The sequence below is a fragment of the Microbispora sp. NPDC088329 genome (assembly GCF_040685655.1).
Taxonomy (GTDB): Bacteria; Actinomycetota; Actinomycetes; order Streptosporangiales; family Streptosporangiaceae; genus Microbispora.
This window is the reverse complement of sequence record NZ_JBFBIP010000004.1, coordinates 26,272-50,908: the sequence shown is the minus strand read 5'-3', so window position 1 is coordinate 50,908 and position 24,637 is coordinate 26,272. Positions and strand designations below refer to the sequence as shown.

The following is a 24,637-nucleotide window of genomic DNA, read 5'->3' as shown; positions in this document are numbered from 1 at the left end:
CGTAGCATCATCGGGCATGGGGTCGCCGAGAAAATCAGCGGTCACGCGAGCCGCCGTCACGGTGACGGCGTTCACGCTGGCCGCGTCGGGCTGCGGAATCCTGGGCGGGGGATCGCCGAGGAACCTCGACGTCATCAGTGTGTCGAGCCCGCAGTTCCGCGACGGCGCCCCCCTGCCGGACGACTACACCTGCAAGGGAGGGCAGGGCAACCCGCCCCTCCGCTGGTCGGGCACGTCGGGCGCCAAGTCGGTGGCCCTCGTGGTCGACGACAACAGCCCCCACAGCGGCCCGGAGGTGCACTGGGTGGTGTTCGACATCGACCCTGCGACGACCGAGCTGGGCATCAACGACGTCCCCCGGGGCGCCCGGCAGGGCAGGACGTCGAGCGGGAAGGTGGGCTATGCGCCCCCGTGCCAGGCCGACGGCAGCTACCGTTTCACTGTCTACGCGCTGAACACGAAGCTCGACCTGAAGCAGGGCGCCGATCTCGCGGAGACCCTGGGGGGCATCGCGAGTCACACCATCGCCCGTGGGCGCCTCACGGCGAACACGATCGAGTGACATGCTGAGCACCGGAGGTAGTCGTGCTACACCAATCTTCGCCTAGGGTGTGACAACGGTCATTGTGGTCGAGCAGAATCGGATCCAATTGCTGAGCGCGGGTGAACAAGGGGGGCAGGTCGCGTCGATGGCCGCGCGACCTCACCGGCGCCGCAGAAAGGCCATGGCCTTGAGGGTGGTGCTATGACTGCGGTCATTGTGGGTCTTGTCGCCGTCGTGCTTCTCGTGCTGCTGGTCGTGGCGCTGGGCATGCGGTCGATGAACCGCAGGGAGAGCGCTCTCTCCGCCGAGCGCATCAAGGCGATGGCCGAAAACAAGGGCCCGAAGCCCCGGCGGCCCGCCGAGGAGACGTTCTTCGAGAGCTTCCCCAAGGGATTCGACGCCTTCGAGGAGCCCGAGAAGCAGCGACCGGCGCCCCGCCCTGCGCCCCGCCCCGGTGGGCGGCAGGCGGCGCGGCCCGCGCAGCGCGGCGGCAAACAGCCCGCCGCCGCCCGGGGCAAGCGCGGCGTGGACGAGTGGGGCGAGGCCGACGACTACGACGATGACTACTGGTCACGCGTACGCGCGGACGACGGCGGCTTCGGGGGGACGATCGCCGCGAGGATGGCCACCCCCCGGCCGGTGGACGAGACCGCGGACGCGGCGAGCGCCGCGGCCCAGGCGGCCTCCCCCGACGCCGCGACCGTGCAGGTCCCGTTGCCCTCCCGCTCCACCCGCGGCAGGCGTGCCGGCGCCGATGAGCCCGTGCTTCCCGACGCCCCCGTCTCCGCCTCGGCTGTCGCCGACCAGAAGACCGTCACGTTCTCCGCGCCGACGCCCGACGTGCTCGGCGCCCCGCCCTCGCCGGCCGGGTCCCCCTCGACCGGTCCCTTCGACGCGAACCGCGCGACCGGTCCCTTCGACTCCCCCGCGATGGGGGGCGTCCCCGCGTCCGCGGTGAGTGATCCCTTCACCGCCGCCGGGCCCCAGACGAACACCCCGAGCGCGGCCGCCCGGCCGGCCAGGCCGAGCAGGTCCGGCCGGTCGTCTCGGGCCGCCGCCCGCCGCGCCGCTGCCGCCGCCGAGGCCGGTCAGGCCGGTCAGGCCGGCGGCTCCTACGACAGCCCGCGTGGCACGGGCGCGATCCCGTCGGCCGCGGGCACCGGCTCGTACGGCACGCAGCCCGCCGCCGACCCTCTGGGGATCACGGCGGCAACCGGCCCGTTCGGCGCCTCCGCGTACGACACCCCCGCGGGCACCGGGCCGTTCGCCTCCCAGGGCGCCGGTTCCCACGAGGGCCACCCGACCGGCGGCTACGACACGGCACCGTCCTCCGCCATCCCCGCCACCGGGTCCTTCACCGCCGGCTCGTACGACCCCGCCCGCACCAGCGGCGCGTTCGAGGCCGCCTCACCCGCCGCGGCGCCCACCCCCTCACCGGCCGACGCGCTCGCCGACGCCGCTCCCCGCTCGGGTGGCGGCTCCTTCGACGCGTGGGCGGGCTACGAAACGCCCCGTTCCGACGCCTACGATCCGTCCGGCGCCGCGACGGGCCCGTTCCGCGCGGCCGGCCCCTCCTCGTCGTACGCGCCCGGCTCCGCAGCCGCCGGCGCGGCGGTGACCGGTCCTGACGCGAGCGGCGCCACCGACCCCGGCTGGCCGGTCGCGGGCAGCTACCCGCCCCGCGACGTGCTCGACGACCCGGAGCCGCCGCGCGGCGCGTCCTCCTGGCCGAACGCGGAGACCTACCAGACGCCGGGATACGAGGGCTACTCCTCCGGCTACCCGGCCGCCCCGGTGCCGTCGCCCGCCGCGCCCTCCACCCCGTCGTACGAGGTGAGCGCGGGCTGGGCGACGATCGACGCCTCCGACACCGTGAACGGCCCCGCCCCGGCGGCCGCCTCGCCGTACGAGTCGGCGGGCTACGACGCGCCCTCGGGGCAGAGCCGATACGGCTACGACCAGCAGCAGGGACCCGGCGGCGTCCCGTCGTCGCAGCCCGAGCAGAACACCGGCGGAAGCTGGCCCTCCTACGACGAGCTGTACGGCGACACCCCCACCTCGGCGAGCGGGCGGCGGGGCAGCCACCACAACCCGGAGAGCGACTATCCCGACTACTATCGGTGATTTTCCCGTTGCCTTCCTGGTGACGGCCTCTACGGCTGACATATCGTCGGCCCATGACGATTCGTGACGGGGCGACCTCGCTACGTAACCTGAAGTCCGTACTTCAGCACGATGTGCCCGCATCGCTGGTGGTCTTCCTGGTGGCGGTGCCTCTGTCGCTCGGCATCGCGGTCGCGTCCGGCGCGCCGGTGGCCGCCGGACTCGTCGCCGCGGTGGTCGGTGGCGTGGTGGCCGGCGCCCTCGGCGGGTCCGTCGTCCAGGTGAGCGGCCCCGCCGCCGGGCTTTCCCTGGTCGTCGCCGAGCTCGTCCACGTGTACGGCTGGCGCGCCACGTGCGCCATCACCGTCATGGCCGGCCTCCTTCAGCTGGTTCTCGGCGGGCTGAAGGTGGCGCGGGCGGCGCTCGGGGTCTCCCCCGCCGTCGTCCACGGCATGCTCGCCGGGGTGGGCGTGGTGATCGCGCTGTCCCAGCTGCACATCGTGCTCGGCGGGTCGCCGCAGCGCTCCGCGCTGGAGAACGTCCTCCAGCTCCCCGCCCAGATCCTCGACAACCACACGCACGCCGTCATGATCGGTGTGCTGACCATCGGGGTTCTGCTCGTGTGGGGCCGCCTCCCCCGGCTGCGCGCCGTTCCCGCCCCGCTCGCCGCGCTGATGATCGCCACGCTGACGGCCGCGGTGGCGGGCTGGGACCTGACGAGGGTGGACCTGAAAGGCGGCTTCTCCTCGGTGGAGGGGCCGTTGATGCCGCGGGGCGACTGGCACGCGATCGCCGGCGCCGTCCTGCTCGTCGCTCTTCTCGCCGGGGTGGAGTCGCTGCTGACCTGCGTGGCGTCCAACCGCCTGCACGACGGCCCCCGTGCCGACCTCGACCGCGAGCTGACCGCGCAGGGGGTGGCGAACGTGGTGTCCGGCGCGCTCGGCGGCCTCCCCGTGGCGGGTGTCGTCGTCCGTACGACCACCAACGCGCGGGCCGGCGCGCGCAGCCGCTGGTCCGCGGTCCTGCACGGGGTGTGGGTGCTGCTGTTCACCGCGGCCTTCGCCTGGATGATCGCGCTGATCCCCCTGGAGGCGCTCGCGGCGCTGCTGCTGTTCATCGGCGTGCAGATGGTCAACCTCGGTCATGTGCGCAACCTGCGCAACCACCGGGAGATGCCGGTCTACTTCGTGACGATGGGCGGGGTCGTGTTCATCGGCCTGGCCGAGGGCGTGGCGCTCGGCCTCGCGCTGGCCGCCCTGCTCGCCCTGCGCCGCCTGGCCTGGGTCTCGGTCGACGTACGGCAGGCCGGTGAGCGGCGCTGGCGGGTCGTCGTCACCGGATCGCTGACGTTCCTCGGCGTGCCGCGGCTGACCGAGGCGCTGCGCGCCGTTCCCGCGGGCTCGGCCGTGGAGCTCGACCTGCACCTGGACTTCATGGACAACGCCGCCTTCGAGGCGCTGCACGCCTGGCGGCTGGAGCACGAGCGCACCGGCGGCGTCATCGACGTGGACGAGCCGCACGGCGAGTGGTACTCCGCCGCGATCAGCGGCGCCCGCCTGTTCCCCGCCAGGATCCCGCCCCGGCACGACCGCTGGTGGCTGCCGTGGGCCTACCGGCGCCACCCCCGTCCCATGGACGCCGGCGCAGGCGACGCCGGTTCCCAGGTCGCGATCGGCGCGGCCGGCGACGGGGACCACGACGGGGAGCACGGCGGGGAGCACGGCGGGGAGCACGGCGGCGTCCCCGTCGTCCGCGAACCGCAGGGCGTGCCCGACCTCCTGGAGGGGATGCGGGAGTTCCAGCGCCGGACCGCGCCGATGGTCCGCCCGCTGCTCCACCGCATGGCCCGCAAGCAGTCGCCGTCGCATCTGTTCATCACCTGCGCCGACTCCCGCATCGTGCCGAACATCATTACCGCGAGCGGTCCCGGTGACCTGTTCACGCTGCGCAACATCGGCAATCTCGTGCCGCGCGCGGGGGCCGTTCCCATGGACGACTCGGTCGCGGCCACGATCGAGTACGCCGTGCAGGTGCTGGACGTACGCACGATCACGGTCTGCGGGCACTCCGGCTGCGGCGCGATGGCCGCCCTGCTGGGCGGGGTGCCCGACCTGCCCGCGCTGCGCGACTGGCTGCGGCACGGACGGCAGAGCCTGGCCAGGTTCGTGGCCGCCGAGCCGGGTGACGACGACGCCGGGCCGCTCGACCGGCTCTGCCGGGTCAACGTGATCCAGCAGCTCGACAACCTGCGGAGCCACGTGTTCGTGGACTCCCTCGTACGGGCGGGGAAGCTGGAGCTCACCGGCCTGTACTTCGACATCGGGGCGGCGCGGGTGCACGTGCTGGAGCAGGAGCGCTTCACCCCCGTCCCCGAGCTGCGCACCGGCTGAGCCCGCTCCGGCCGCCGGTCCGCCTTCCGCTGTGAGCGGATCATGTCCGCCCACTGTGAAACGAGGCAGACGCACGGCGCGGGCGGGCCAAAGATGACCGTATGAAAATTCTGGTCATCGGCGGTTCGGTGTTCCTCGGACGCGCCGTCGTGGAGGAGGCGCTGCGGCGCGGTCACGAGGTCACGACGTTCAACCGGGGCAGGAGCGGGACGGACCTGCCCGGAGTGGAGGCGGTGCGCGGCGACCGCGAGGTCACCGACGATCTGCGGCGCCTCGCCGGCGGCAGGCAGTGGGACGCGGTGATCGACGTGTGCGGGTTCGTCCCCCGCGTCGTCCTGGAGGCGGTACGCACGCTGTCGGGGCACGCTCCGCACTACACGTTCATCTCCAGCATCTCCGCCTACCCGGACTGGCCCGACAAGTCGGAGGTGAACGAGACCTTCCCCACGCATGAGTGCCCGCCGGACGCGGACGCCGAGTTCGGCGACTACGGCGTGCTGAAGGCGGGCTGCGAGCGGGCGGTCGAGCAGCACTTCGACGGCGGCGCCCTGGTCATCCAGCCCGGTCTGATCCTCGGCCCGCACGAGAACGTGGGCCGGCTGCCCTGGTGGCTCACCCGCATCTCCGAGGGCGGCCGGGTGCTCGCCCCCGGCGACCCGTCGCTGCCGATGCAGCTCATCGACGCCCGCGACATCGCGGCGTTCACCCTCGACCAGGCGGCCAAGGGCACGACCGGCCACTACATGACCGGCGGGGTGCCGGGCAACACCACCTACGGCGGCTGGCTGAACGACTGCGTGGAGGTCACCGGTTCGGACGCGGAGCTGGTGTGGGCCGACGACGAGTTCCTCGTCGACCAGGGCGTGCAGCCGTGGACCGAGCTTCCGCTGTGGTATCCGGAGGCGGACCGCCTGGGCGTGTGGACGCACTCCTCGGCCAAGGCCGTCGCCGCGGGTCTCACCTGCAGGCCGGTGCGGGAAACCGTCAGGGACACCTGGGAGTGGCTGAAGGGCATCCCCGAAGAGCAGCGCACGTTCGGCAGCGTCCGGCTGAGCCACGGCATCGACCCGGACAAGGAGGCGCGCATCCTCGCCACCTGGGACGCCCGGTCCTGACCGCGACCGGCCTGTCCTGAGCGGCGCGGGGCGGGAGGCCACGGAGGTGGAGCATGGCCTCGCCGCTGCGGCGTCCACGCGGAGTGGGGCGAATCGCGCGGGCCGGGCGGAGACGGCGCGGACTTCGTTGCCCGGGCCGTCCGCGCGGAGCCGTAGGCTGTCGGTCATGATCTGGGTGGTTCTGATCGTGGCTGTGCTGGTCGTGTTCGCGGGGCTCGGCGTGACCGGGCGCCTGCCGGGGACCTCACGCGGGCGGTCCGCGCGGCGCCCCTCGGGGAGCGGCCGCCCGGCCGGCCGAGGCGGCGGGACGGCGCGGCCCGCGAGCCGGCCTCGTCAGGACACCGGACGGGACCGCGGCACGACACGGGGCCCCGGCGGCGGACGTCCTCCCGGGGCGGGGACCCGCGCCCCGGGCCGCTCGGCGTCGGGCGGCTCGTCGGGCGTGCGCGGCACGGCGACCCAGGCCGGTCCGCGGCCCGGTGAGATCTGGTGGGCCGACGTGCCCTACGAGGACGGGCCCGGCCACAAAGTGCGCCCCTGCGTGGTGCTGAGGACGTACCGGGGCGGCGCCGAGGTCCTGAAGATCACGAGCCAGGATCGCAGCGACCGCTCCGACCACGTGGAGATCCCCACCCGCACCTGGGACCCCGACGCCGACCACAACAGCTTCCTCGATCTCACCGGGCCCGTCCGCGTGCCCGTCGCGGATTTCCAGGACAAAGCGGGCACGCTCGACGCGCGCGTCTGGCGGCAGGTCTGCCGTCTCCACGAGATATCGCCGAACTGACCAGAGGCCGGCCCCCCCGGCACCAGCCCCGAGACCGGCCCCCACGGCCGCCGGCGTCATCCCGTGGATTCGGGCCCCTCCGCAGCGGCCGGCGGCAGGGCGGCGGCGATGCCGTCCAGCAGCCGGTCCAGGCCGTAGGCGAAGCGGTCGTCGGCCGCGGTGTACTGTCGGCCGCCCTCCTTCGTCATCCGCTCCAGCATGGGATAGTTCCCCGTCGCGATGAGCGACTGGATGTAGGACAGGTGCTGCGCCAGCCGCTGCGCCAGCGTGAGCCCCGACCGCCGAAGCGCCTCGGCCTCGGCCAGTTCGCTCTGGATGTAGCCGTTCACGTACGCGAAGACCGCGCCGACGAGGGTCAGCATCTCGTCGACGCTCAGGCCGCGACCGTCGAGCATGCCGAGGGCGGTCTCCGTCAGACGCGCGCTGTTCGGGCCGGCCTGCGGGCGGCCGGCCGCAAGGGGCGCGAGCCACGGGTGGCGCAGCATGGTGCGCCGGGCCTGCCAGGCGAGCAGGCGGAGACCTTCGGCCCAGTCGTCCGGCGGCGGCCGGTCCTCCGGCAGGTACTCCCCCGCCACGGTGTCGACCATGAGGTCGAACACCTCGTCCTTGCCCGTCACGTAGCGGTACAGGGACATCGTGCCCGCCCCGAGCTCGGCGGCGAGCCGCCGCATGGAGATCGCCTCCAGCCCTTCGGCGTCGGCGATCCTGATCGCGGCCTGCGCGAGGGCGGCGCGGCTGAAGCTCGGCCGCGGCCCCCGAGCGGGGCGCTCGGGTCGCATCCACAGGTTCTCGTGGCCCGTCATCGTTGGTTGTCCCCGGTCGTCGCGCTATTGCGTACACGGTACCCGGTATGTAGGCTCGCATCGAGAAAGTGAGTACGACGTACCCAGTTTCTGGACGGCCGGACGAAGGGATTCCCCATGCCCATAAGCCTCGCCGGGGACGACTTCACGGCCCCCGGTCTCGAACTGTTCGACTTCCCGCCGCTGTGGCCGGGTGCGCCAGACTGGCTCACCAAGCCCGTGGTGCTGGCCGCGGTCGGCGTGATCCTGCTGTGCGCGCTCGCGTGGGGGGCGTGCGCGCGCCCGTCGCTGGTCCCGCGCGGCCTGCAGCACCTCGGCGAGTACGGATACCTGTTCGTGCGCGACCAGGTGGCCCGGCCGCTCATCGGTGCGGACGCCGAGAGGTGGATGCCCTTCCTGCTCAGCCTCTTCTCGGTGATCCTGCTGTGGAACCTGTTCGGCGTGATCCCGGGAGTGCAGTTCCCGGTGAACTCCCACATCGCCTTCCCTGTCGTCTTCGCGCTGGTCGTGTACGCGATCAAGCTCTATCTCGGCTTCCGGCACCACGGGGTTGGCGGATATCTCAAGAGCCTGATGTTCCCGCCCGGCCTGCCGAAGCCGCTCGCGCTGGTCCTGTACGCGCCGCTCGAACTGCTCTACACGTTCGTCACCGCGCCGTTCACCCACGCCGTACGGCTGTTCGCGAACATGTTCGCGGGGCACCTGCTGCTGGCGTTCTTCAGCGCGGTCGGATTCTGGTTCCTCGTCGAGCACCCCACGGTGCCCGGGCTCCCGGTGGGCCTGCTCGGCGTGGCCATGACCGTCGTGATGACCGGGCTGGAGATCTTCATCCAGTTCCTGCAGGCGTTCCTGTTCACCATGCTGGCGGCCATGTACATCGGCAACGCCCTGAACCCGGACCACTGAGCGGGCGAGGTGGATGAGGGCCCCACGGTGCCGGGCGCGCCGCCCGCCCCGCGTGTGGGCGATCGAAGGCCAGTAGGGTTGCGGCCCATGACCAGCGACATACGCGGGCGCGGGCGGGCGGCCGTCACCGCCGGATCCGAAGCGCAGGCGGCTCTCGACTACTACCTGATCCTTCCGGCGGCGGGCCCGGACGGAGCCCCGGCCGAGGGAATCGTCGTCGAGGAGTTCGCGCTCACCGGCGACTTCAGGACCGTCGGCCTGGACACCACCGGATGGACCGCGGCCGACGGCGCCTGGTGGAGTTCGGCGGCCTTCGGACGTGCGATGCGCGAGGATCCCGGCCTGCGCGCCCGGGCCCGCGCCGTGAGCCGCCTCGATGCCGAGGCCGCCTACCGCGGTCTCGGCGGGGGCGAGCTGCCCGGCGAGACGCGGCTGCGGGCTCTTTTCCACGACCACCAGCCACTGCCGGACTCGCCTCCCCTGCGCCTCAGCCCGCCCCGAGTCCCCGACGGGTTCCACGACACGCGGGTCTACCGCCTCCTGTTCGCCGGTGAGCCGAATCTTCCCCGCCTCGCGGACGTGGTGACGCTCGCCGGGGAGGCGGGCGACCCGCGGACCCGGGTCATCGGCACGGGCGAACTGCGCACGGACCCGGACGCCTTCACCTGGGAGGTACGCCGGATCGGGCCCGGTGTCGCCTGCTGCCTCGACCTCACGGCCCATCTGGGGACCGCGTCCGGCCAGGCCCTCGGGCCGCTGCTGCGGCGGTTGACGACGGCGATGCGTCACGCCGGACCGGTCCCCGTGACCGTCGAGCGATTCTCCTGACGGCTCCGGGTCTTCGCGTGCGCGCGACTCAGCGGCGCGTGGCCTCCAGGGCAGGCCCCTGACCGCCTGGCGCACCCCCGGGGAGGCGGCCCGCCCGCGAGGACGATCGGTCAGGCCAGTGGAAGCCGGACGACGAAGGCCGCACCACCGGCCGACGACCGCTCCACGTGCACCTCGCCCTCGTGGCCGTACGCGATGTTCCGCACGATGGCCAGGCCGAGGCCGGTCCCGCCGCGATCGCGGGAGCGGGCGGCGTCGAGGCGGGTGAATCGATCGAAGATCCGTTCCCGATCCTCCTCCCCGATTCCGTCGCCGTCGTCGGCCACCACGAGCTCCGCCACGTCGGCCGTACGCCGGACCTGGACGAACACGACCGTCTTGGCGTGCCGCTGCGCGTTGTCGAGCAGTTCGGACAGCATTCGCCTGAGCCGCGCGTCCAGACCGCGCACCAGAACCCCGGGAACGACCTGCACCTTCACGTCGAGCCTGTCGGAACGCCGGGCCAGTTCGCTCTGCACGAGATCCCCCAGGTCCAGCAGGGACGGTTCGGCCGGCTGCGCGGCGGCCTGAAGCTGAGCCAGCAGGTAGAGGTCGTCGACCAGCGTCTGCAGCCGTTCCACATCGTTGAGCGCCCGTTCGAGCAGGTCGTCCACGTCGATCTCGCTGGGATGCAGCCGGGCCTCCTCCAGCTGTGCCCGCAGTCCCGCGATCGGGGTGCGCAGTTCGTGCGACGCGTCGGCCTCGAAACGCCGCTGCCAGTCGATGGCCCGATACAACTTGCCGCACATGCTGTCGATGCCGTGCTTGATGCTGCGCTCCAGCTCATCGAGTTCGCCAAGACATTCACGGAGGTGGCGGAGCGATGTCACGTCTCCGAGATTCCCTGACCCATCCGCGACGATTCCCATGAACCGCTAAAATCAGCACATACGCCTTTGTTCTCCGGGTTTCTTGCCCCTCATCCCTGCCCAAGGTCCGTGAAAAAAATGCCGGACGACGTCGCCGGCGAGGCCCCCTAACTACTGCCCCCGCCTCCAGGCCAGGGGTGACCGAGATCCCCATGCGGCCGGCCCGAACGTCCCGCGTGGATAGTCCATCGCAGATCGAGCTATGGCGGGAACGCTAATTCGAACCTGTTTTGAACCAGAATTGACCAGTCAGGGCCGGTGACCAAGGATCGTCGTTGGTTTGGCACTTCGCCAGCGCCAAACTCGGCGCTCGCCGTACGCGCTGGTGAAGCTGGTCGTTATGACCCTCTTATTGGGTGCCGCGATTTTCCTGGCGCCGGCGCTGATGCGGCATTCAGCGTGGGGCGAGGGGTCCATGTTCTTCCCGGGCCGGCCGTACACGGTGTCACCGTCGAGAGGCTGGTTCTCGCACTCAGCCTTGCAATCCGGCGACGTTTATACCCATTTCCCCGTGCCGAAGGGACTTGCGGCCGGCGGAAGCAACGGTCCGGCCCTGGCGCGCGTTCGCGCTACCGCGGTGTCAGCACACAGAACTCGTGGCCGTCGGGATCGGCCATGACCACCCAGCCGACCTCACCCCGACCGATGTCGATGCGCTTCGCCCCAAGGGAGACGAGACGCTCGACCTCCGCTCGCTGATCACCGCCGGCAGGCGGAGCGATGTCGAGATGCAGCCGGTTCTTCCCGGCCTTCGGCATCAGCGGCGGACCGCCCCAGGTGATCTTCGGACCACCGTGCGGCGAGCGGATCGCGGTCTCCTGGTCCTGGTCCCAGACCAGCGGCCAGCCGAGCGCTTCGCTCCAGAAGTACCCGACCGCCTGTGAACCGTCGCAGGAAAGCGCACCGATGAATCCGCAGTCGGCGAGGAATTTGTTGTCCGGCCCGATTACGCAGAACTCGTTGCCTTCGGGGTCCGCGAGCACGACATGATCGTCTTCCGGGCTCTGACCGATGTCGATGTGCCGGGCGCCGAGTTCGAGCGCTCTCGCCACCGTCTGCTGCTGGTCCTCAAGGGATCTGCTCGTGAGATCGAAGTGCATCGGGTTCTGCCCGGCCTTCTGCTCCTGACTAGGAAGGAATCGGATCCGGAACCCGGTGTCGTCGCTCGGCAGCAGCGCGATGCCGCCGTGGAGGTCGTCGGCCGTCTCCCAGCCCAGGATGCCGGCCCAGAAGCGCGCGAGACGGAGCGGGTCGTGCGCGTCGAAGCAGAGAGCGACGAGGTGGCAGGTCATTCCGCTCCGCACCTCCGATCAGGATTCGATGCCATGACAGGGGCATCCCGCGGCACCCTCTGGAGACCCAACGCTAGGCACTCCGGGCCCGCCAGGCGAATCAATTTCGGCAGGGCGCTCCCCCCTGCGGACACGTCATCGATGGCGATCCTTGGGCGCACGACACCGAACCTCATTCAGGTGCCGCCGCTGTATCCACACGGCCTATCCTGTCGAGATCGACGACGACGTGATCGATCTGCACGCCGATTGCGGCCGCCGCTCAAGCGAGGCCTACCGTCTGCCGCTCGGGCTCGATGACCGCGACGACGCGCTCCTCGTCTCGCGAGTATCGCCGGCCGATGTACTTGGTCGACAGCCGGTCGACGATCGCCCAGGCGGCGTCGCCTTCGAGCCACTCGACGACGCGTCCGCGGATGATGATCGGCTGGAACGGGTTGTCGGGCGCGGTCAGGGAGAGCGCGACCCGCGGGTCGCGGCGCAGGTTGCGGGCCTTTCGCGACTCCGGGCCGGTGAGGAACACGATGTGGTCGCCGTAGGTCCCGATCCAGACTGGGACGGTGTGGGGGGCGCCATCGGGCAGGACGCTGGCGAGGTGGGCGAGCGAGGCACCGTCGAGCACGCGGCGCACAGTGGGGTCGAGCGTCATGGTCATCTCCTGGGGTGGGTTGTCGGCGGTTTTCCTGTGGTGATCGTCGGAGAGCGACGACGTCATCGTTCGACCTCGTAGTGGAGGTGGGTGACGCCGGGTGCCGGGATGGCCTCGACGAGGCGGAGGCGCACATGCTCGGGGAGCGACTGGAAGAAGGGCCGGCCGCGGCCGAGCAGGATCGGCACCTGGTGGAGGATCACCTCGTCCACGAGACCCGCCTTCAGCGCCTCGGTCACGACGCCGCCGCCCATGAGGCCGACGTCCTTACCGCCGGCCGCCTCGCGGGCCGCCGCGATCGCGTCCTGGACTCCGGTGGTGACGAGAGTCTGCCGCTCGCTCATCTCCGGCGGCGGCCGGTGGCTGAGAACGAACAGCGAGGCCGCCGGGTGGGGGCTGCCACCACCGAAGCCGTCGGAGTCCTCATAGGTGTTGCGTCCCGCCACGACGGCGCCCACGCGTCCGGCGAGGGCGTCGAAGGCCCGGGCGCTCGGCTCGCTCAGCAGGAACCCGTCGAACACCCGGCTGGGCGTGTCACCGCCGAAGTACCAGTCGAACAGCATCGTCCCGTCGCCGAGCCCGCGCCCGGCACCGGGATCGCGACCGGTGATGTATCCGTCGACCGACACGGCGTGGGCGCTGAAGACCTTGCTCATCTCGATGGGTCCTTCTCGGTGAGTTCCTTCAAGAGACTCCACGAGTCTAACAGCCTCAAGTTCCCTAAAGGAACCCAAATTGCTAGACTGGTTTCATGCAGCGCACGAACTTCGGTGAGATGGCGTGCTCGATCGCGCGCACGCTCGACGTCATCGGGGAGCCCTGGTCGCCGCTGATCCTGCGTGACGTGTGGGTAGGGCTCACCCGGTTCGAACAGATCCAGGCCGACCTCGGGATTTCACGTAAGGTGCTGACCGAGCGGCTGAACCACCTCGTCGACCAGGGCGTGCTGGAACGCCGCCCCTACGACCAGCGGCCACGGCACGAGTACCACCTGACGCAGAAGGGCACCGAGCTGGTCGATCTGCTCATGGTCATGGCCGGCTGGGGCGACAAGTGGCTCGCGGGCGAGGCCGGGCCGCCGGTGCTCTACCGCCACCACGCGTGCGGTGAGGTCAGCGGCGTCGACCTGCGCTGCGCCCACTGCGGCGAGCCGATGCACGCAAGCGATGTCGACCTGCTGCCCGGCCCCGGCGCAGCCGCGTGACGGTGAGCGGCGACAGCGCCCCGGATCGCGGGTGCCGGGCGTCACATCATCGAGATCTGATCCGTCCTGCCGGCTGACCCACGACGGCTGCTCCTTACATCGCCGTACGTTCGGAATCGCGAACCCGATCCAGCAGGCGAGCGCGACGCCGGCCACACCCACGGCGAAACCGCTGGGTATAACCGTGACCTTCGCCTACCCAGCCATGCCGTCACAGTTCATGGACCCACCGCCCGCGGGGTTGCGCCCCTTTCATGGCCTTCGGTCCTACGCAGCGGATCACGTTGCGGAGCTGATCGACGAGTTCCGGGCGGAGCACGAAGACCGCGGCCTGCGGTGCTGGTCGTTGGAGCTGATCGCTGAAGCTCGGTCTCCGAAAGCGCTTCCGTTGCTGGCTGAGGTGGCCGAGTGGGGCGTTGTCACGCAGTTGGTCACGCAGCAGGTTCAAGGCTGCTGGCGAGTCATGACGACGAAGCTGCGGCCGTCTGTTGTGGCGTTGAAGGTTCTATTGGGCACGAAGCCGAGTCCCTGAACGACCCGCTGGGCACGGATGTTGAAGCTGGCGACAGTCACCCGAAAGGCTGTGGGCCGGAAACGTGCAGCGCCGTACTCCAGGCCGGTGGCGATTGCTTGCTTACCGAGACCACGGCCCGTCAATTCGGGACGTAGACCTCCACCTGTGTCAAGCGCCGATTCGTCGTACTCGCCGCCTGGTACGCGGCCGTCAGGGCCGAACACGCGATAGCCGATGAGTTCCCCCTTATCCACGAGGGCGACATATCCGTTTCGCGAATCCGTAAAAACCCGGCATCTGCGCCAACGAGGTCGTAGCAGTCATACGGCGCGGGATAACGCCATGTGACGATGTCCGCCGCGTACTCGTCGGTCATATTGACGATCTCCACGACGCCCATGGGAGCAAGTTAGGCGCTGTTCAGTCAACAGGCGCGTGCTCGATGTGCCCCCGTTGTGCCCCGAGCAGGAGAGATCCGGAAGTCGGCCCAGCTCGGAGGGGTGGAAGGTGGACGAGCCGGCCTGTAGGCCGGGTTCTGTGATCAGCCACGAGGGCTGACCGGCGGCCATCCATCTAGGACCGCCGTTGCCGGCGGCCTCAAGCGGTCTACCCGCGCGGCTCGGGCGGGCAGCCCTCGAACGTCGCGCGCGGGACGTTCCGGAGAACGTCCCTTCTTGACCTTGCTCCGGGTGGGGTTTACCGAGCCGCCCACGTCACCGTGGGCGCTGGTGGTCTCTTACACCACCGTTTCACCCTTACCCCCGCGAAGGGGGCGGTCTGTTTTCTGTGGCACTGTCCCGCGGGTCACCCCGGGTCGGCGTTACCGACCACCCTGCCCTGTGGAGCCCGGACCTTCCTCGGCAGGGCCGAAGCCCTGACGCGGCCGCCCGGCCGGCTCGTCCACCGTGGAGGTAAGCCTAGCGGCTCCCGGCTCATTCCCCTCCCCGGCCGGCGGTCATGTGAAGACTCTCCGAGTTTTCCCGGGCGAAGGAAACGTGAGACGACACCGGCGCAGGTCGCGGGCCGGACTCTCACAGGAACCGCACAGATCCTCGCAGAGATCGCGCAGATCGGTGGGCGAGCCTGCGTCCCATGATTGAGTTGCGGCAACTGACCAAGAAGTACGGCGAGGTCGCCGTCGTGGACGGTCTCACCTTCGACGTACGGCCGGGGGTCGTCACCGGCTTCCTCGGGCCGAACGGCGCCGGCAAGTCGAGCACGATGCGGATGATCCTCGGGCTCGACCGGCCGACGAGCGGAAGCGCGACGATCGGCGGGCGGCGCCACGCCGACCTGCCCGTGCCCCTGCGGGAGGTGGGGGCGCTGCTCGACGCGCACGCCGTGCACCCCCGCAGGACCGCGGCCGACCACCTGCTCTGCCTGGCCTACGCCAACGGCATCGGACGACGCCGAGCCGAGGAGGTGCTCGGGCTCGTGGGCCTGGCCGACGTGGCGGGCCGGCGTCCCGGCGGGTTCTCCCTGGGGATGAAGCAGCGGCTCGGCATCGCGGCGGCGCTGCTCGGCGATCCCCCGGTGGTGCTGCTCGACGAACCCGTCAACGGGCTGGACCCCGAGGGCATCCGCTGGATCCGCACGCTGACGCGAAGCCTGGCCGCCGAGGGCAGGACCGTCCTGCTGTCCAGCCACCTGATGAGCGAGATGGCCCTCACCGCCGACCACCTCGTCGTCATCGGCCGCGGACGGCTGATCGCCGACACCGGGCTGGAGGCGTTCGTCCGGTCGGCCGCGCGGCAGGAGGTGCTCGTGCGCACCCCCGACGCGCGGCGGCTCGCCTCCCTGCTCCGGGAGTCCGGCGCCGCCGTACGGCCCGGCGCCAAGGGCGCCCTGATGGTCACCGGGATGTCCGGCGCCGAGGTCGGGGATCTCGCCGGCGCGCACGCGATCGTCCTGCACGAACTCACGCCGTGGCAGGCCAGCCTGGAGGAGGCCTACCTGGAGCTGACCGGCGACAGCGTCGAGTTCGCCGCGAATCTCGCGGGGGCCGTCTCATGACCGCGTACGGCGTGCTGCGCTCGGAGTGGGTCAAGTTCCGCAGCATCCGCGCGATGCTCGGCTGCCTGGCCGGCGCCGTGGTCGCGGCCGGATCGTACGGCTACCTGTTCGGCATGACCGCCGCGCGCGAGTACCTCGGCGGCTCGGCCGCGGACCGCGCGGCCTTCGACCCGACGGAGCCGGCCTTCCGCGCTCTGGTGCTGGTGGCGGTGCTCGTCAGCGCGGTCGGCGTACTGGCCGTGACCTCGGAATACGCCTCCGGTACGATGCCGGTCAGCGTCACCGCAGTGCCCGGACGAGGGCTCCTCGTCGGCGGCAAGGGCGCCGTCGTCGCGCTGACCACGCTCCTCATCGGGCCGCCGCTGGCGCTGCTGTCGTTCACGCTCAGCCAGGCGGCGCTGGCGGCGCAGGGCGCGCCGAGCGTGGGACCGGGCTATCCCGGCGTGCCCGGGGCGCTGCTGGGCGCGGGCCTGTTCACCGGCCTGGTCGGGCTGTACGGCATGGCGTTCGGGTTCCTGTTGCGCAGATCGGCGGGGGCCATCTCGCTCGGGACGTTCCTGCTGATCCTGCCCGGCATGGCGAGTCTGTTCCCGAAGCCGGTGGCCAGGTGGATCATGACCTGGTGGCCGAGCGCGGCGGGTTCCCGGATCTTCGCGGTCCATCCCGGCACCGACTTGCTCGCACCGCTCGCGGGCGCCGGTGTGCTCGCCGCCGCCGTGGCCGTCCTGCTCTGCGCCGCCGTCGCCGTCTTCCGGCGGCGGGACGTGTGACCGCGAGGCGCCCGGACCACGGCGCACCAGGACGCCGCCGGGCATCACGGCGGCGCGCCCGGCCTGTACGGCGGGCTTAGCATCGCGTACCTATTCTTCCGATGCGAAGGGAGGCCGGAGTGGACGGGCGGCACCTGCTGGTGGTCGACGACGAACCCGTGGTGCGGGAACTGCTGGCGGCCACCCTGCGCTTCGCGGGATACGAGGTGACCTCGGCCGCGACGGGGTCGCAGGCCCTGGAGAGCGCGCGGAGCACGCCGCCCGACCTCGTGCTCCTCGACGTCATGCTGCCCGACATGGATGGTTTCGAGGTCATCCGGCGTCTCCGGGAACTCCCCCGGCCACTGTTCGGCGATCGTCCCAGCCAGGTGCCGGTGCTGTTTCTGACCGCGCGCGACGCCACCCACGACAAGATCAACGGTCTGCGTCTGGGCGGCGACGACTACGTGACCAAGCCGTTCGACCTCGAGGAGCTGCTCGCCCGGATCGAGGCCGTGCTCAGGCGGGCCGGGGCCGCCCCCGAGGACCGCATGCTGCGGGTGGCCGATCTCGAACTCGACCCGGAAGGCCATCAGGTGATCCGGGCGGGCGTCCCCGTGCGGCTGTCGCCGACCGAGTTCCGGCTGCTCCACTATCTGATGCTCAACGCCGGGAGGGTCGTGTCCAAGGCGCAGATCCTGGAGCACGTCTGGCGGTACGACTTCGCCGGAGACTCCAGCATCGTGGACACGTATGTGAGCTATGTGCGCCGAAAGATCGACAAGCCCGGTCCCAAGCTGATCCACACGATGCACGGTGTGGGTTACGTCCTGCGCGGGCCGCGCCCGTGACCGGGACGCCGCCCGGGTCACCGGCGCGGGCGAAGGGCCTGTCACTGCGTGGGCGGCTTCTGCTGACCACCATGGCCCTGCTCGCGTTGGGCCTGACCGTCAGCGGCGCGGTCGCGGTCGCCACGCTGCGGGCCCATCTCATCGAACGCGTGGACCGGCAGCTCACGCCGATGGCGGCGGTGCTGTCGCGGATCCCCGCCCCGCTGGTCGCCGTGACGTCCGAACGCCAGAACCCGCAACCGCAGGGCCCGCAGCCGGTGGGTACGGTGCCCGGGATGGACCTGATCGACCAGGTGTACGTCGCCTACCTGCGCGCTGACGGCGCCGTCGAGCAGGAGGGCGGCCCGTGGCTGCGGGAGGGGCCGCGGGACCGGGGCCCGGCGCTCCCCCGGCTCGACAGGGCGGCGGTCGGGCGGCTGGGCGGGCGGCCGTTCGACGCGACCGGCCCCGAGGGCGGCAAGTGGCGGGCCGTCGCCGTCCTCCTGCCCGCCCCCACGACCGCATCCGCGGCCACATCCGCGACGGTGCCCGGCAGCGTCGTCGTGGCGGCGTCGCTCCGCGGGGTCAGGTCCACCGTCGGCCGCCTGACGATGGTCTGCGCGGCGACCGCGGCGGCGCTGATGACGTCGCTCGCCGTCATCGGCTGGTTCGCCGTACGACGGGGGCTCCGGCCGCTGCGGACGATCGAGCAGACCGCGGCGGCCATCGCCGGGGGCGACCTGTCCCGGCGCGTCCCCGCCCTGGCCGCGCCCCAGACCGAGGTCGGCCGGCTGGCCGTCGCCCTGAACGTCATGCTCGGCCAGCTGGAGACGGCCTTCGCCGAGCGGGAGCGGGCGCAGGCCCGGATGCGCCGCTTCGTCGCGGACGTCAGCCACGAGCTGCGCACCCCGCTCTTCGGCGTCAAGGGGTTCGCGGAGCTGCACCGGATGGGCGGGCTGCCCGACGCCGACCTCGCCCTCGACCGTGTCGAGAGCGAGGCGGGACGCCTGATCCGGCTCGTGGAGGACCTGCTCCTGCTGGCCCGCCTGGACGAAGGCGAGGACGCCCTGCCCATGGACCTCGCCCCCATGGACCTGCGGACGCTCGCCGCCGACGCCCTCAACGACCTGCGCGCGCTGGATCCCCGGCGGGAGGTCACGCTGACCGGGCCGGACGGCGGACCGCCACGTGAGGCGCCGGTCCACGGTGACGAGGCGCGGCTGCGGCAGGTGGTCTCCAACCTCGTGGGCAACGCCATCGCCCACACTCCGCCGGGAACGCCGGTGCGGATCGGCGTCGGCACGGCCGGCGGGGACGGCGTCCTCGTGATCGCCGACGAGGGGCCGGGCATGTCCGAGGAGGAGGCGGCCCGGGTGTTCGACCGCTTCTACCGGGTGGACGGCTCGCGCAGCCGCACCGGCACCCACACCGGTGCCGGAGGCGCCGGGCTGGGGCTGGCCATCGTCCGGTCGATCGTCACCGCGCACGGGGGGCGGGTGGACCTGCGGACGCGGCCCGGCGCCGGAGCGGCCTTCCGTGTCGCCCTGCCCAGCGTCGTCCTGTCCAGGGCCGCCGCTGATCCCGCCGCAGGCCCGATCGGCCCCGGTTCTGGGGGCACGACCTAGCTGCGCGTGACGTCCTTGACGAACACGATCCCGTCGTACGCGGCAAGGTGGGCCGGGTCCAGCGCGGCGTAGCCGAACCACGGGGACACGCGGGGGGCGGGCCGCGCGTCGCCGAGGGCGGCGCCCAGACGGCGGGCGTCGACGACGTAGCGGTCCTCGGGGAGCGCGTACAGGATCCCTTCGAGCGTGTCCGGGGGCGGGGTGTCCACCCCCTGGTGCCGGATGGTGCCGAGGGCCGTGGCCAGGAAGGCGTATCCCTCGCCGAGATGGGCGTGCACGATCGCGCCGGAGCTCCACCACTCGAACGGCAGGTCACCCAGCCGCATCGTGCTCTTGTCCCGCTGGAAATGCGCGTTGTGGGCGTGGACCAGCGCTCGGCCCCGCTCGGCGACGGCGAGGATGTTGGCGGCGATCATCGAACTCCGCAGGCCCAGCAGCCGCGGCATGCGGCCCGGCGACGTGTCGGCCATCCAGTGGTGGTAGCGCAGCAGGCCGGTGGCGGCGCGTCCGTACAGGTGCGCCCGGTCCCACTCGTCCCGGGAGGACGCCGCGATCAGGTGCGGCGTCTCCGCCTCGAGCAGCGCCACGAGATCGTCGGCGAGCAACCGCAGCTCCCTGGCCTCGGCCGACCGCCCCACGGACTGGGACGGGTCCATCATCGTGGCGGGATTGGCCCACCGGTCGTCGGCGCCGAGCAGGCGGTCGAGCGTTTCCACGTCACAGGGGAGCAGGTCCGCGTCCACCCGAGCCGCGAGGTAGCCGTGGAGAGCGGTGAGGGCCTGCCGGGGGCTCGCGGCGTGGCTGATCTCCAGCGGGCCGTCGAGACCGGCGAAGCGCAGCCGCTCGGACGCGGGCCGGCCCTCGTTGTACGCGCGCATCCAGCGGACGAGCTCGCGGTTGGCCGCGGACGCGCCCCAGCCGTGGCTGAAGCCGCGCTCCATGACCTCGTCGAGGGTGCCCGTGCCCCAGGTGACGTAGTCGTCCACGACCAGGCCCATCAGGCAGTCGCTCTCGATCCCGATCGTCCGGTAGCCCTCCCCCTCGACGAGCTGTCGGAAGAGCTCGTTGCGCACGTCGAGCAGAAGGTCTTCGCCATGGGTGGGCTCGCCGAGGGCGAGCAGCCGCGGCCGGGCCGGGAGGAGCCTCATGACCGAGGCGGCCTCGACGGCGTGGACGGCGTCCTTGATGTCGGTAGCCATATCATCAACGGTATCGTTGAACCTTCGGTGGAGACTTTCGTGCGAAAGCCCTAGGAAGATGGCCCCCAAACCCTCAAACGTCGAGTTCAGGCCGGTGGTTGTGGCGAGGCCCCGCCGGAGCGATTCGGCTCCTGCGAAGGGGCGTCAGGAGAGGTGGGCCGTGTCGTTGAGAGCCCGTACGACGGCGGGCCCGTCGGCGTAGTAGTCGATCGCCGACAGGCAGGCCAGATCGAGGTGCATCCGGTAGAGCGCCTCCGGCGGCGCGCCCAGCGCGAAGCGGACGAGCATCTTGATCGGGGTCACGTGGGAGACCACGACGACGGCGCGGCCCTCGTGGGCCTTCACGATGCGCTCCCTCGCCTGCTCGACCCGCCGGGCCGTCGCCGCGAAGCTCTCCCCGCCGGGCGGCGCGATGTCCGGGTCGGCCAGCCAGGCCGCGAGTTCGCGGGGCCAGCGCTGCTGGATCTCGGCGAACGTGTGGCCCTCCCACTCGCCGAAGTCGGTCTCGCGGAGATCGTCGTCGACCAGTACGGCGAGGCCCGTCCGGGCGGCCACGGCCTGCGCGGTCTGCCGGGCACGGGTGAGCGGGGAGGTGACGATCACCTCGACCTCGTACGGCTGCCGCGACAGGCGCAGGGCCGCGGCCTCGGCCTGCGCGAGCCCGGTGGGGGTGAGCGACGGGTCGCCCAGCCCGGAGAACCGCTTGTCCACCGACAGCGGCGTCTGCCCGTGGCGGAGCAGGAGCAGGGACGTGGCGACGCGCGAAGGCCGGGGCATCCATCCGTGCCGGCGCCGGTCGTGGGAGGCGCCGGCGGCCGCGTCGACCGCACCGGGCGCCCCGGTCGCGCCGGCGGCCTCCGCGCCCGCGGCCGGAGCCTGAGCGCCGTCGGGGAGGTCGAACAGCGAGGGCGCGTCGGTGTTGGGCGGCTCGGCGCCGGGCTCGACGGCCGGAGCCGCCTTCGGCGCGGAGGAGATCTCACTCGCCTGCCAGGTCTCCCCCCGCGCCGCGGCGTCCATCGCCTCGTTGGCGAGCCGGTCGGCGTGGCTGTTGCGCTCGCGCGGAATCCACGTCCAGGTGACGCGGAAGCGCCGGGCCAGGCCGGCCGCCTCCAGGGCGAGCGGCCGCAGGCCCTCGTGCTTGACCTTCCACCGGCCGGCCATCTGCTCGATGACCAGCTTGGAGTCCATCCGCACCTCGACCTGACCGCCCTCGGCGCCGAGCGCGAGCAGCGCCCGGAGCCCGGCGATCAGGCCGCGGTATTCGGCCACGTTGTTGGTCGCGGTGCCGATCGACTCGGCCGCCTCGGCGAGCACCCGCCCGCCGTCGTCCTTGACCACCGCGCCGTACCCGGCCGGGCCGGGGTTGCCCCGCGACCCGCCGTCGGCCTCGACGACGAACCCCCCGGTAGCGCCCACGGTGACCGTCACAAACCCGACTCGGCCGTACGCACCAGGATCCGGCGGCACTCCTCGCAGCGGACCACCTCGTCGTGCGCGGCGGCCCGGATGCGGTTGAGGTCGGCGATCGACAGGCTCGTGCGGCAGCCGAGGCACCGGCCGCCGTGCAGCATGGCGGCGCCGACGCCGCTCTGCTCGCGCATCTTCTCGTACAGCCCGAGCAGATCGGCCGGAATGTCGGCGGTGATCGCGGTCCGCCCGCCCACCAGCTCTCCGATCTCCTTGTCGATCTCGGCGAACGCCGCGTCGCGACGGTCCTCGGCGGCGCGCAGCGTGCCGGTCACCTCGTCGCGCTCCGACTTGACGGCGGTCACCCTCGCGTCGGCCGCCTCCCGGCGCTCCATGATCTCCAGCACGACCTCCTCAAGGTCCGACTGCCTGCGCCGCAGCGAGACGATCTCGGACTGGAGGCTCGCCAGGTCCTTCGGGGAGGAGACCTGCCCGGAGTCGAGGCGCTTTTGGTCCCGGTCGACCCGGACGCGTACGGCGTCCACGTCCGACTCGGCCTTGGCCTGGTCACGGGCGAGGTCGCCGGCCTCGGTCTCGGCGGCGATGATCTGCGTGGAGACCTTCGCCAGCCTCTTGGACAGCTCGTCGATCTCGGCGAGCTCCGGCAAACTGCGGCGGCGGTGCCGCAACCGGTCGAGACTGGTGTCGAGCTCAGCGAGATCGAGCAGACGCTTCTGTGCTTCCGGTGCGGCCTTCATCCCAAATCCCTCAAGATGCTCGGGGGTCCAAGTCTGTGGTCGTCGCCGTCCAGGCGTCGGTGACGGCGGCCGAGACGCGCGCCTCAACAGTAATGCCCCCGGCCGCCAACGCTGACGTCAGACGCCGGGCGGCGTCCGCGAGCCACGGCCACTCGGTGGCCCAGTGGGAGGCGTCGATCAGCGCCGGCCCGTCGGCCTCCAGGTGCTCGCTGGCCGGGTGGTGCCGCAGATCGGCCGTCAGGAAGACGTCCACCCCCGCCGCCCGGGCCGCGCCCAGCAGGGAGTCCCCCGCGCCGCCGCAGACGGCGACGGTCCGCACCTCCCGATCGAGGTCGCCCGCGACCCGCGGCGGCCCCGCCGTCCGGGGCAGGCCGGAGGCGGCCAGCGCGGCGAACTCCCGCAGCGGCATCGGCGCGGGCAGGTCGCCGACGCGGCCGAGCCCGCGACGCGGGTCGTCGGCGGAGGACTGCAGTGGCCGCAGGTCCCCGGTCAGGCCGACGGCCCGCGCGAGCGCGTCGGAGACCCCGGGATCGGCGACGTCGGCGTTGGTGTGCGCGGCGTACAGCGCGGCGCCGCCGCGGATGAGCCGGTGCACGACCCGGCCCTTGAAGGTGGTGGCGGCGACGCTCGTGGTGCCGCGCAGGTAGAGCGGGTGGTGGGTGACCACGAGGTCGGCCCCCCAGTCGAGGGCCTCGTCCACGACCACGGCGACCGGGTCGACCGCGAACAGGATCCTCCGTACGGCCTGCTCCGGGTCGCCGCAGACGAGGCCCACCGCGTCCCAGGACTCGGCCCACGAGGGGTCGTACAACGCCTCCAGGCGTCCGACCACCTCGGCGAGGGTGCAGGAGATCGATTCCACCCGCGCACACTACAGCCTGCTGGCGGAACGTTCCGGGAAGAGTAACGTCCCATTTGACGCCCCGCCGCCAGGAAGGATCCCCAGCGTGCCCGTTGATCAGCAGAGCCTGCACGTCAGGTCCGTGGTCGCCGACACTCACAACGACCTGCTCATGGCCGTCTCCGCCCGGCCCCCCGCGGTGTGGGCCTCGTTCTTCCGCGAGCGGTGGCTTCCCCAGCTCGTCGAGGGCGGGGTCGACGTGCAGGTGCTGCCCGTGTTCGTGGACGGCCAGTTCCGCCCGGAGGGCGCGCTGCGCCAGACCCTGCGGATGATCGAGTGCGCCCACGTGCTGGCCGAGGGCAACCCCGACGCGGTGGCGCTGTGTCACGACGGGCAGCAGATCGACGAGGCCCTCGCCCTCGGCAGGATCGCCCTGGTGCTGGCCCTGGAGAGCATGCCGGGGATCGACGAGAGCGTCGAGCTGATCCCGACCCTGCATCGCCTCGGGGTCCGCGTCGCCTCGATCGCCCACTGGGGCCGTACGGCTCTCGCCGACGGCAGCGGCCAGGACGGCACCGGTTCCAGGCTCACCAGCCACGGCGTCGAGGCGCTGCGCGAGATGGAGCGGCTCGGCATGCTCTTCGACATCTCCCATCTGGGCGCCACGGGCGTCGCGCACGTGCTGGAGATCGCGACCCGGCCCGTCATCGCGACCCACTCCTCCGCGCGCGCCCTGCGCGACCATCACAGGAACCTCACCGACGAGCAGCTCAGGGGCGTCGCCGCGGGCGGCGGCGTCGTCTGCGTGAACTTCCTCGCCGCCTTCCTCACCGAGGACGCCCGCTCGGCCACGGTCGACCATCTCGTGGACCACATCGAGCACATCGCCGGCGTCGCCGGCGTCGACCACGTGGGTCTCGGCCCCGACTTCGTGCGCGAGGTGTTCGCGGACCTCACTCCGCCGTGCTGCGAGGGCTTCAGCTACTCCGGGATCGACGCCAACGCGGCCATTCCCGGGCTGGAGGGCCCGCGTGGCCTTCCGCTGGTCACCGACGCGCTCCTCAAGCGGGGGTTCGCCGACGAGGAGATCCAGAAGATCCTGGGCGCCAACGTGATGCGCCTGTTCCGCGCCGAGCTGGGCCGTACGGCGCGGGAACGGCAGTAACGGTGGA

The 24,637-nt window shown here is 71.9% G+C and carries 25 protein-coding genes and 1 other RNA gene; 14 read left to right on the top strand and 12 right to left on the bottom strand.

Annotation, left to right across the window (positions count from 1 at the left end; translation table 11 throughout):
* The first annotated feature begins 16 nt into the window (after window positions 1-16).
* From AB0O28_RS10370 to AB0O28_RS10350, 5 genes are all read left to right on the top strand, one after another.
* Window positions 17-562, top strand: a complete 546-nt coding sequence (locus tag AB0O28_RS10370) for a YbhB/YbcL family Raf kinase inhibitor-like protein (protein WP_363638490.1) — start codon at window positions 17-19, stop codon at window positions 560-562.
* Between the two features lie 183 nt (window positions 563-745).
* Window positions 746-2,668 carry a hypothetical protein gene (locus tag AB0O28_RS10365; RefSeq protein WP_363638488.1) on the top strand — a complete coding sequence of 641 codons (1,923 nt, stop codon included), beginning with the start codon at window positions 746-748 and terminating at the stop codon, window positions 2,666-2,668.
* 53 nt (window positions 2,669-2,721) lie between these two features.
* The gene (locus tag AB0O28_RS10360; protein WP_363638486.1) at window positions 2,722-5,037 is read left to right on the top strand and encodes a SulP family inorganic anion transporter; all 2,316 of its coding nucleotides are present in this window, start codon (window positions 2,722-2,724) and stop codon (window positions 5,035-5,037) included.
* Window positions 5,038-5,138: 101 nt separating this feature from the next.
* Window positions 5,139-6,152, top strand: coding sequence for an NAD-dependent epimerase/dehydratase family protein (locus AB0O28_RS10355; protein WP_363638484.1), 1,014 nt, complete (start codon window positions 5,139-5,141; stop codon window positions 6,150-6,152).
* A gap of 166 nt (window positions 6,153-6,318) precedes the next feature.
* Window positions 6,319-6,939 carry a type II toxin-antitoxin system PemK/MazF family toxin gene (locus AB0O28_RS10350; protein WP_363638482.1) on the top strand — a complete coding sequence of 207 codons (621 nt, stop codon included), beginning with the start codon at window positions 6,319-6,321 and terminating at the stop codon, window positions 6,937-6,939.
* A 56-nt stretch (window positions 6,940-6,995) separates the two neighbouring features.
* On the opposite strand, the gene AB0O28_RS10345 is transcribed toward AB0O28_RS10350, so the two are convergent.
* Window positions 6,996-7,742 (bottom strand): TetR/AcrR family transcriptional regulator, encoded by a 747-nt coding sequence (locus AB0O28_RS10345; RefSeq protein ID WP_363638480.1) that lies wholly within the window; start codon window positions 7,740-7,742, stop codon window positions 6,996-6,998.
* A 117-nt stretch (window positions 7,743-7,859) separates the two neighbouring features.
* On the opposite strand from AB0O28_RS10345, the gene atpB reads away from it, so the two are divergent.
* Both atpB and AB0O28_RS10335 read left to right on the top strand, forming a co-directional pair.
* A complete protein-coding gene (gene atpB, locus AB0O28_RS10340; protein ID WP_363638478.1) occupies window positions 7,860-8,648 on the top strand; it encodes a F0F1 ATP synthase subunit A in 789 nt (262 codons plus the stop codon).
* 87 nt (window positions 8,649-8,735) lie between these two features.
* Window positions 8,736-9,476 (top strand): hypothetical protein, encoded by a 741-nt coding sequence (locus AB0O28_RS10335; RefSeq protein WP_363638476.1) that lies wholly within the window; start codon window positions 8,736-8,738, stop codon window positions 9,474-9,476.
* A gap of 110 nt (window positions 9,477-9,586) precedes the next feature.
* On the opposite strand, the gene AB0O28_RS10330 is transcribed toward AB0O28_RS10335, so the two are convergent.
* From AB0O28_RS10330 to AB0O28_RS10315, 4 genes are all read right to left on the bottom strand, one after another.
* Window positions 9,587-10,345, bottom strand: a complete 759-nt coding sequence (locus AB0O28_RS10330) for a HAMP domain-containing sensor histidine kinase (RefSeq protein ID WP_363638474.1) — start codon at window positions 10,343-10,345, stop codon at window positions 9,587-9,589.
* Between the two features lie 608 nt (window positions 10,346-10,953).
* Window positions 10,954-11,676, bottom strand: a complete 723-nt coding sequence (locus tag AB0O28_RS10325; RefSeq protein ID WP_363638472.1) for a VOC family protein — start codon at window positions 11,674-11,676, stop codon at window positions 10,954-10,956.
* A gap of 262 nt (window positions 11,677-11,938) precedes the next feature.
* Window positions 11,939-12,391 (bottom strand): PPOX class F420-dependent oxidoreductase, encoded by a 453-nt coding sequence (locus AB0O28_RS10320; RefSeq protein WP_363638470.1) that lies wholly within the window; start codon window positions 12,389-12,391, stop codon window positions 11,939-11,941.
* The gene (locus tag AB0O28_RS10315; protein WP_363638468.1) at window positions 12,388-12,981 is read right to left on the bottom strand and encodes a dihydrofolate reductase family protein; all 594 of its coding nucleotides are present in this window, start codon (window positions 12,979-12,981) and stop codon (window positions 12,388-12,390) included. Before AB0O28_RS10315 ends, AB0O28_RS10320 begins: the two co-directional genes overlap by 4 nt.
* A 95-nt stretch (window positions 12,982-13,076) precedes the next feature.
* Here AB0O28_RS10315 and AB0O28_RS10310 point away from each other — a divergent pair, with 95 nt between their 5' ends.
* Together AB0O28_RS10310 and AB0O28_RS10305 are read left to right on the top strand one after the other, a co-directional pair.
* Complete coding sequence (locus tag AB0O28_RS10310; protein ID WP_363638466.1) at window positions 13,077-13,529, top strand: helix-turn-helix domain-containing protein; 453 nt, start codon at window positions 13,077-13,079, stop codon at window positions 13,527-13,529.
* A 184-nt stretch (window positions 13,530-13,713) separates the two neighbouring features.
* The gene (locus AB0O28_RS10305) at window positions 13,714-14,061 is read left to right on the top strand and encodes a hypothetical protein (RefSeq protein WP_363639173.1); all 348 of its coding nucleotides are present in this window, start codon (window positions 13,714-13,716) and stop codon (window positions 14,059-14,061) included.
* On the opposite strand, the gene AB0O28_RS10300 is transcribed toward AB0O28_RS10305, so the two are convergent.
* From AB0O28_RS10300 to rnpB, 3 genes are all read right to left on the bottom strand, one after another.
* Entirely contained in the window at window positions 13,974-14,297 is a 324-nt protein-coding gene (locus AB0O28_RS10300; RefSeq protein ID WP_363638464.1) for a GNAT family protein, read from the bottom strand. The genes AB0O28_RS10305 and AB0O28_RS10300 overlap by 88 nt on opposite strands.
* Window positions 14,183-14,443 carry a hypothetical protein gene (locus AB0O28_RS10295; RefSeq protein ID WP_363639171.1) on the bottom strand — a complete coding sequence of 87 codons (261 nt, stop codon included), beginning with the start codon at window positions 14,441-14,443 and terminating at the stop codon, window positions 14,183-14,185. The genes AB0O28_RS10300 and AB0O28_RS10295 overlap by 115 nt, the downstream gene beginning before the upstream one ends.
* A 108-nt stretch (window positions 14,444-14,551) precedes the next feature.
* Window positions 14,552-14,942, bottom strand: an RNA gene (gene rnpB, locus AB0O28_RS10290) — RNase P RNA component class A.
* A gap of 193 nt (window positions 14,943-15,135) precedes the next feature.
* On the opposite strand from rnpB, the gene AB0O28_RS10285 reads away from it, so the two are divergent.
* From AB0O28_RS10285 to AB0O28_RS10270, 4 genes are all read left to right on the top strand, one after another.
* Window positions 15,136-16,056: an ATP-binding cassette domain-containing protein gene (locus AB0O28_RS10285; protein WP_363638462.1), complete on the top strand. Its 921-nt coding sequence runs from the start codon at window positions 15,136-15,138 to the stop codon at window positions 16,054-16,056.
* Window positions 16,053-16,826: a hypothetical protein gene (locus tag AB0O28_RS10280; protein ID WP_363638460.1), complete on the top strand. Its 774-nt coding sequence runs from the start codon at window positions 16,053-16,055 to the stop codon at window positions 16,824-16,826. The genes AB0O28_RS10285 and AB0O28_RS10280 overlap by 4 nt, the downstream gene beginning before the upstream one ends.
* A 101-nt stretch (window positions 16,827-16,927) precedes the next feature.
* Window positions 16,928-17,656: a response regulator transcription factor gene (locus tag AB0O28_RS10275; protein ID WP_363638458.1), complete on the top strand. Its 729-nt coding sequence runs from the start codon at window positions 16,928-16,930 to the stop codon at window positions 17,654-17,656.
* On the top strand, window positions 17,653-19,260 hold the full coding sequence (locus AB0O28_RS10270; protein WP_363638456.1) for a HAMP domain-containing sensor histidine kinase: 1,608 nt from the start codon (window positions 17,653-17,655) through the stop codon (window positions 19,258-19,260). Before AB0O28_RS10275 ends, AB0O28_RS10270 begins: the two co-directional genes overlap by 4 nt.
* Here AB0O28_RS10270 and AB0O28_RS10265 read toward each other — a convergent pair.
* From AB0O28_RS10265 to AB0O28_RS10250, 4 genes are all read right to left on the bottom strand, one after another.
* Window positions 19,257-20,459, bottom strand: coding sequence for an erythromycin esterase family protein (locus AB0O28_RS10265; RefSeq protein WP_363638454.1), 1,203 nt, complete (start codon window positions 20,457-20,459; stop codon window positions 19,257-19,259). The genes AB0O28_RS10270 and AB0O28_RS10265 overlap by 4 nt on opposite strands.
* A gap of 144 nt (window positions 20,460-20,603) precedes the next feature.
* Window positions 20,604-21,887 (bottom strand): bifunctional RNase H/acid phosphatase, encoded by a 1,284-nt coding sequence (locus AB0O28_RS10260; RefSeq protein WP_363638452.1) that lies wholly within the window; start codon window positions 21,885-21,887, stop codon window positions 20,604-20,606.
* The gene (locus AB0O28_RS10255; protein WP_363638450.1) at window positions 21,884-22,624 is read right to left on the bottom strand and encodes a C4-type zinc ribbon domain-containing protein; all 741 of its coding nucleotides are present in this window, start codon (window positions 22,622-22,624) and stop codon (window positions 21,884-21,886) included. The genes AB0O28_RS10260 and AB0O28_RS10255 overlap by 4 nt, the downstream gene beginning before the upstream one ends.
* A 10-nt stretch (window positions 22,625-22,634) precedes the next feature.
* A complete protein-coding gene (locus AB0O28_RS10250) occupies window positions 22,635-23,486 on the bottom strand; it encodes a Nif3-like dinuclear metal center hexameric protein (protein WP_363638448.1) in 852 nt (283 codons plus the stop codon).
* A gap of 85 nt (window positions 23,487-23,571) precedes the next feature.
* On the opposite strand from AB0O28_RS10250, the gene AB0O28_RS10245 reads away from it, so the two are divergent.
* Window positions 23,572-24,630 (top strand): membrane dipeptidase, encoded by a 1,059-nt coding sequence (locus AB0O28_RS10245; protein ID WP_363638446.1) that lies wholly within the window; start codon window positions 23,572-23,574, stop codon window positions 24,628-24,630.
* Window positions 24,631-24,637: the final 7 nt, after the last annotated feature.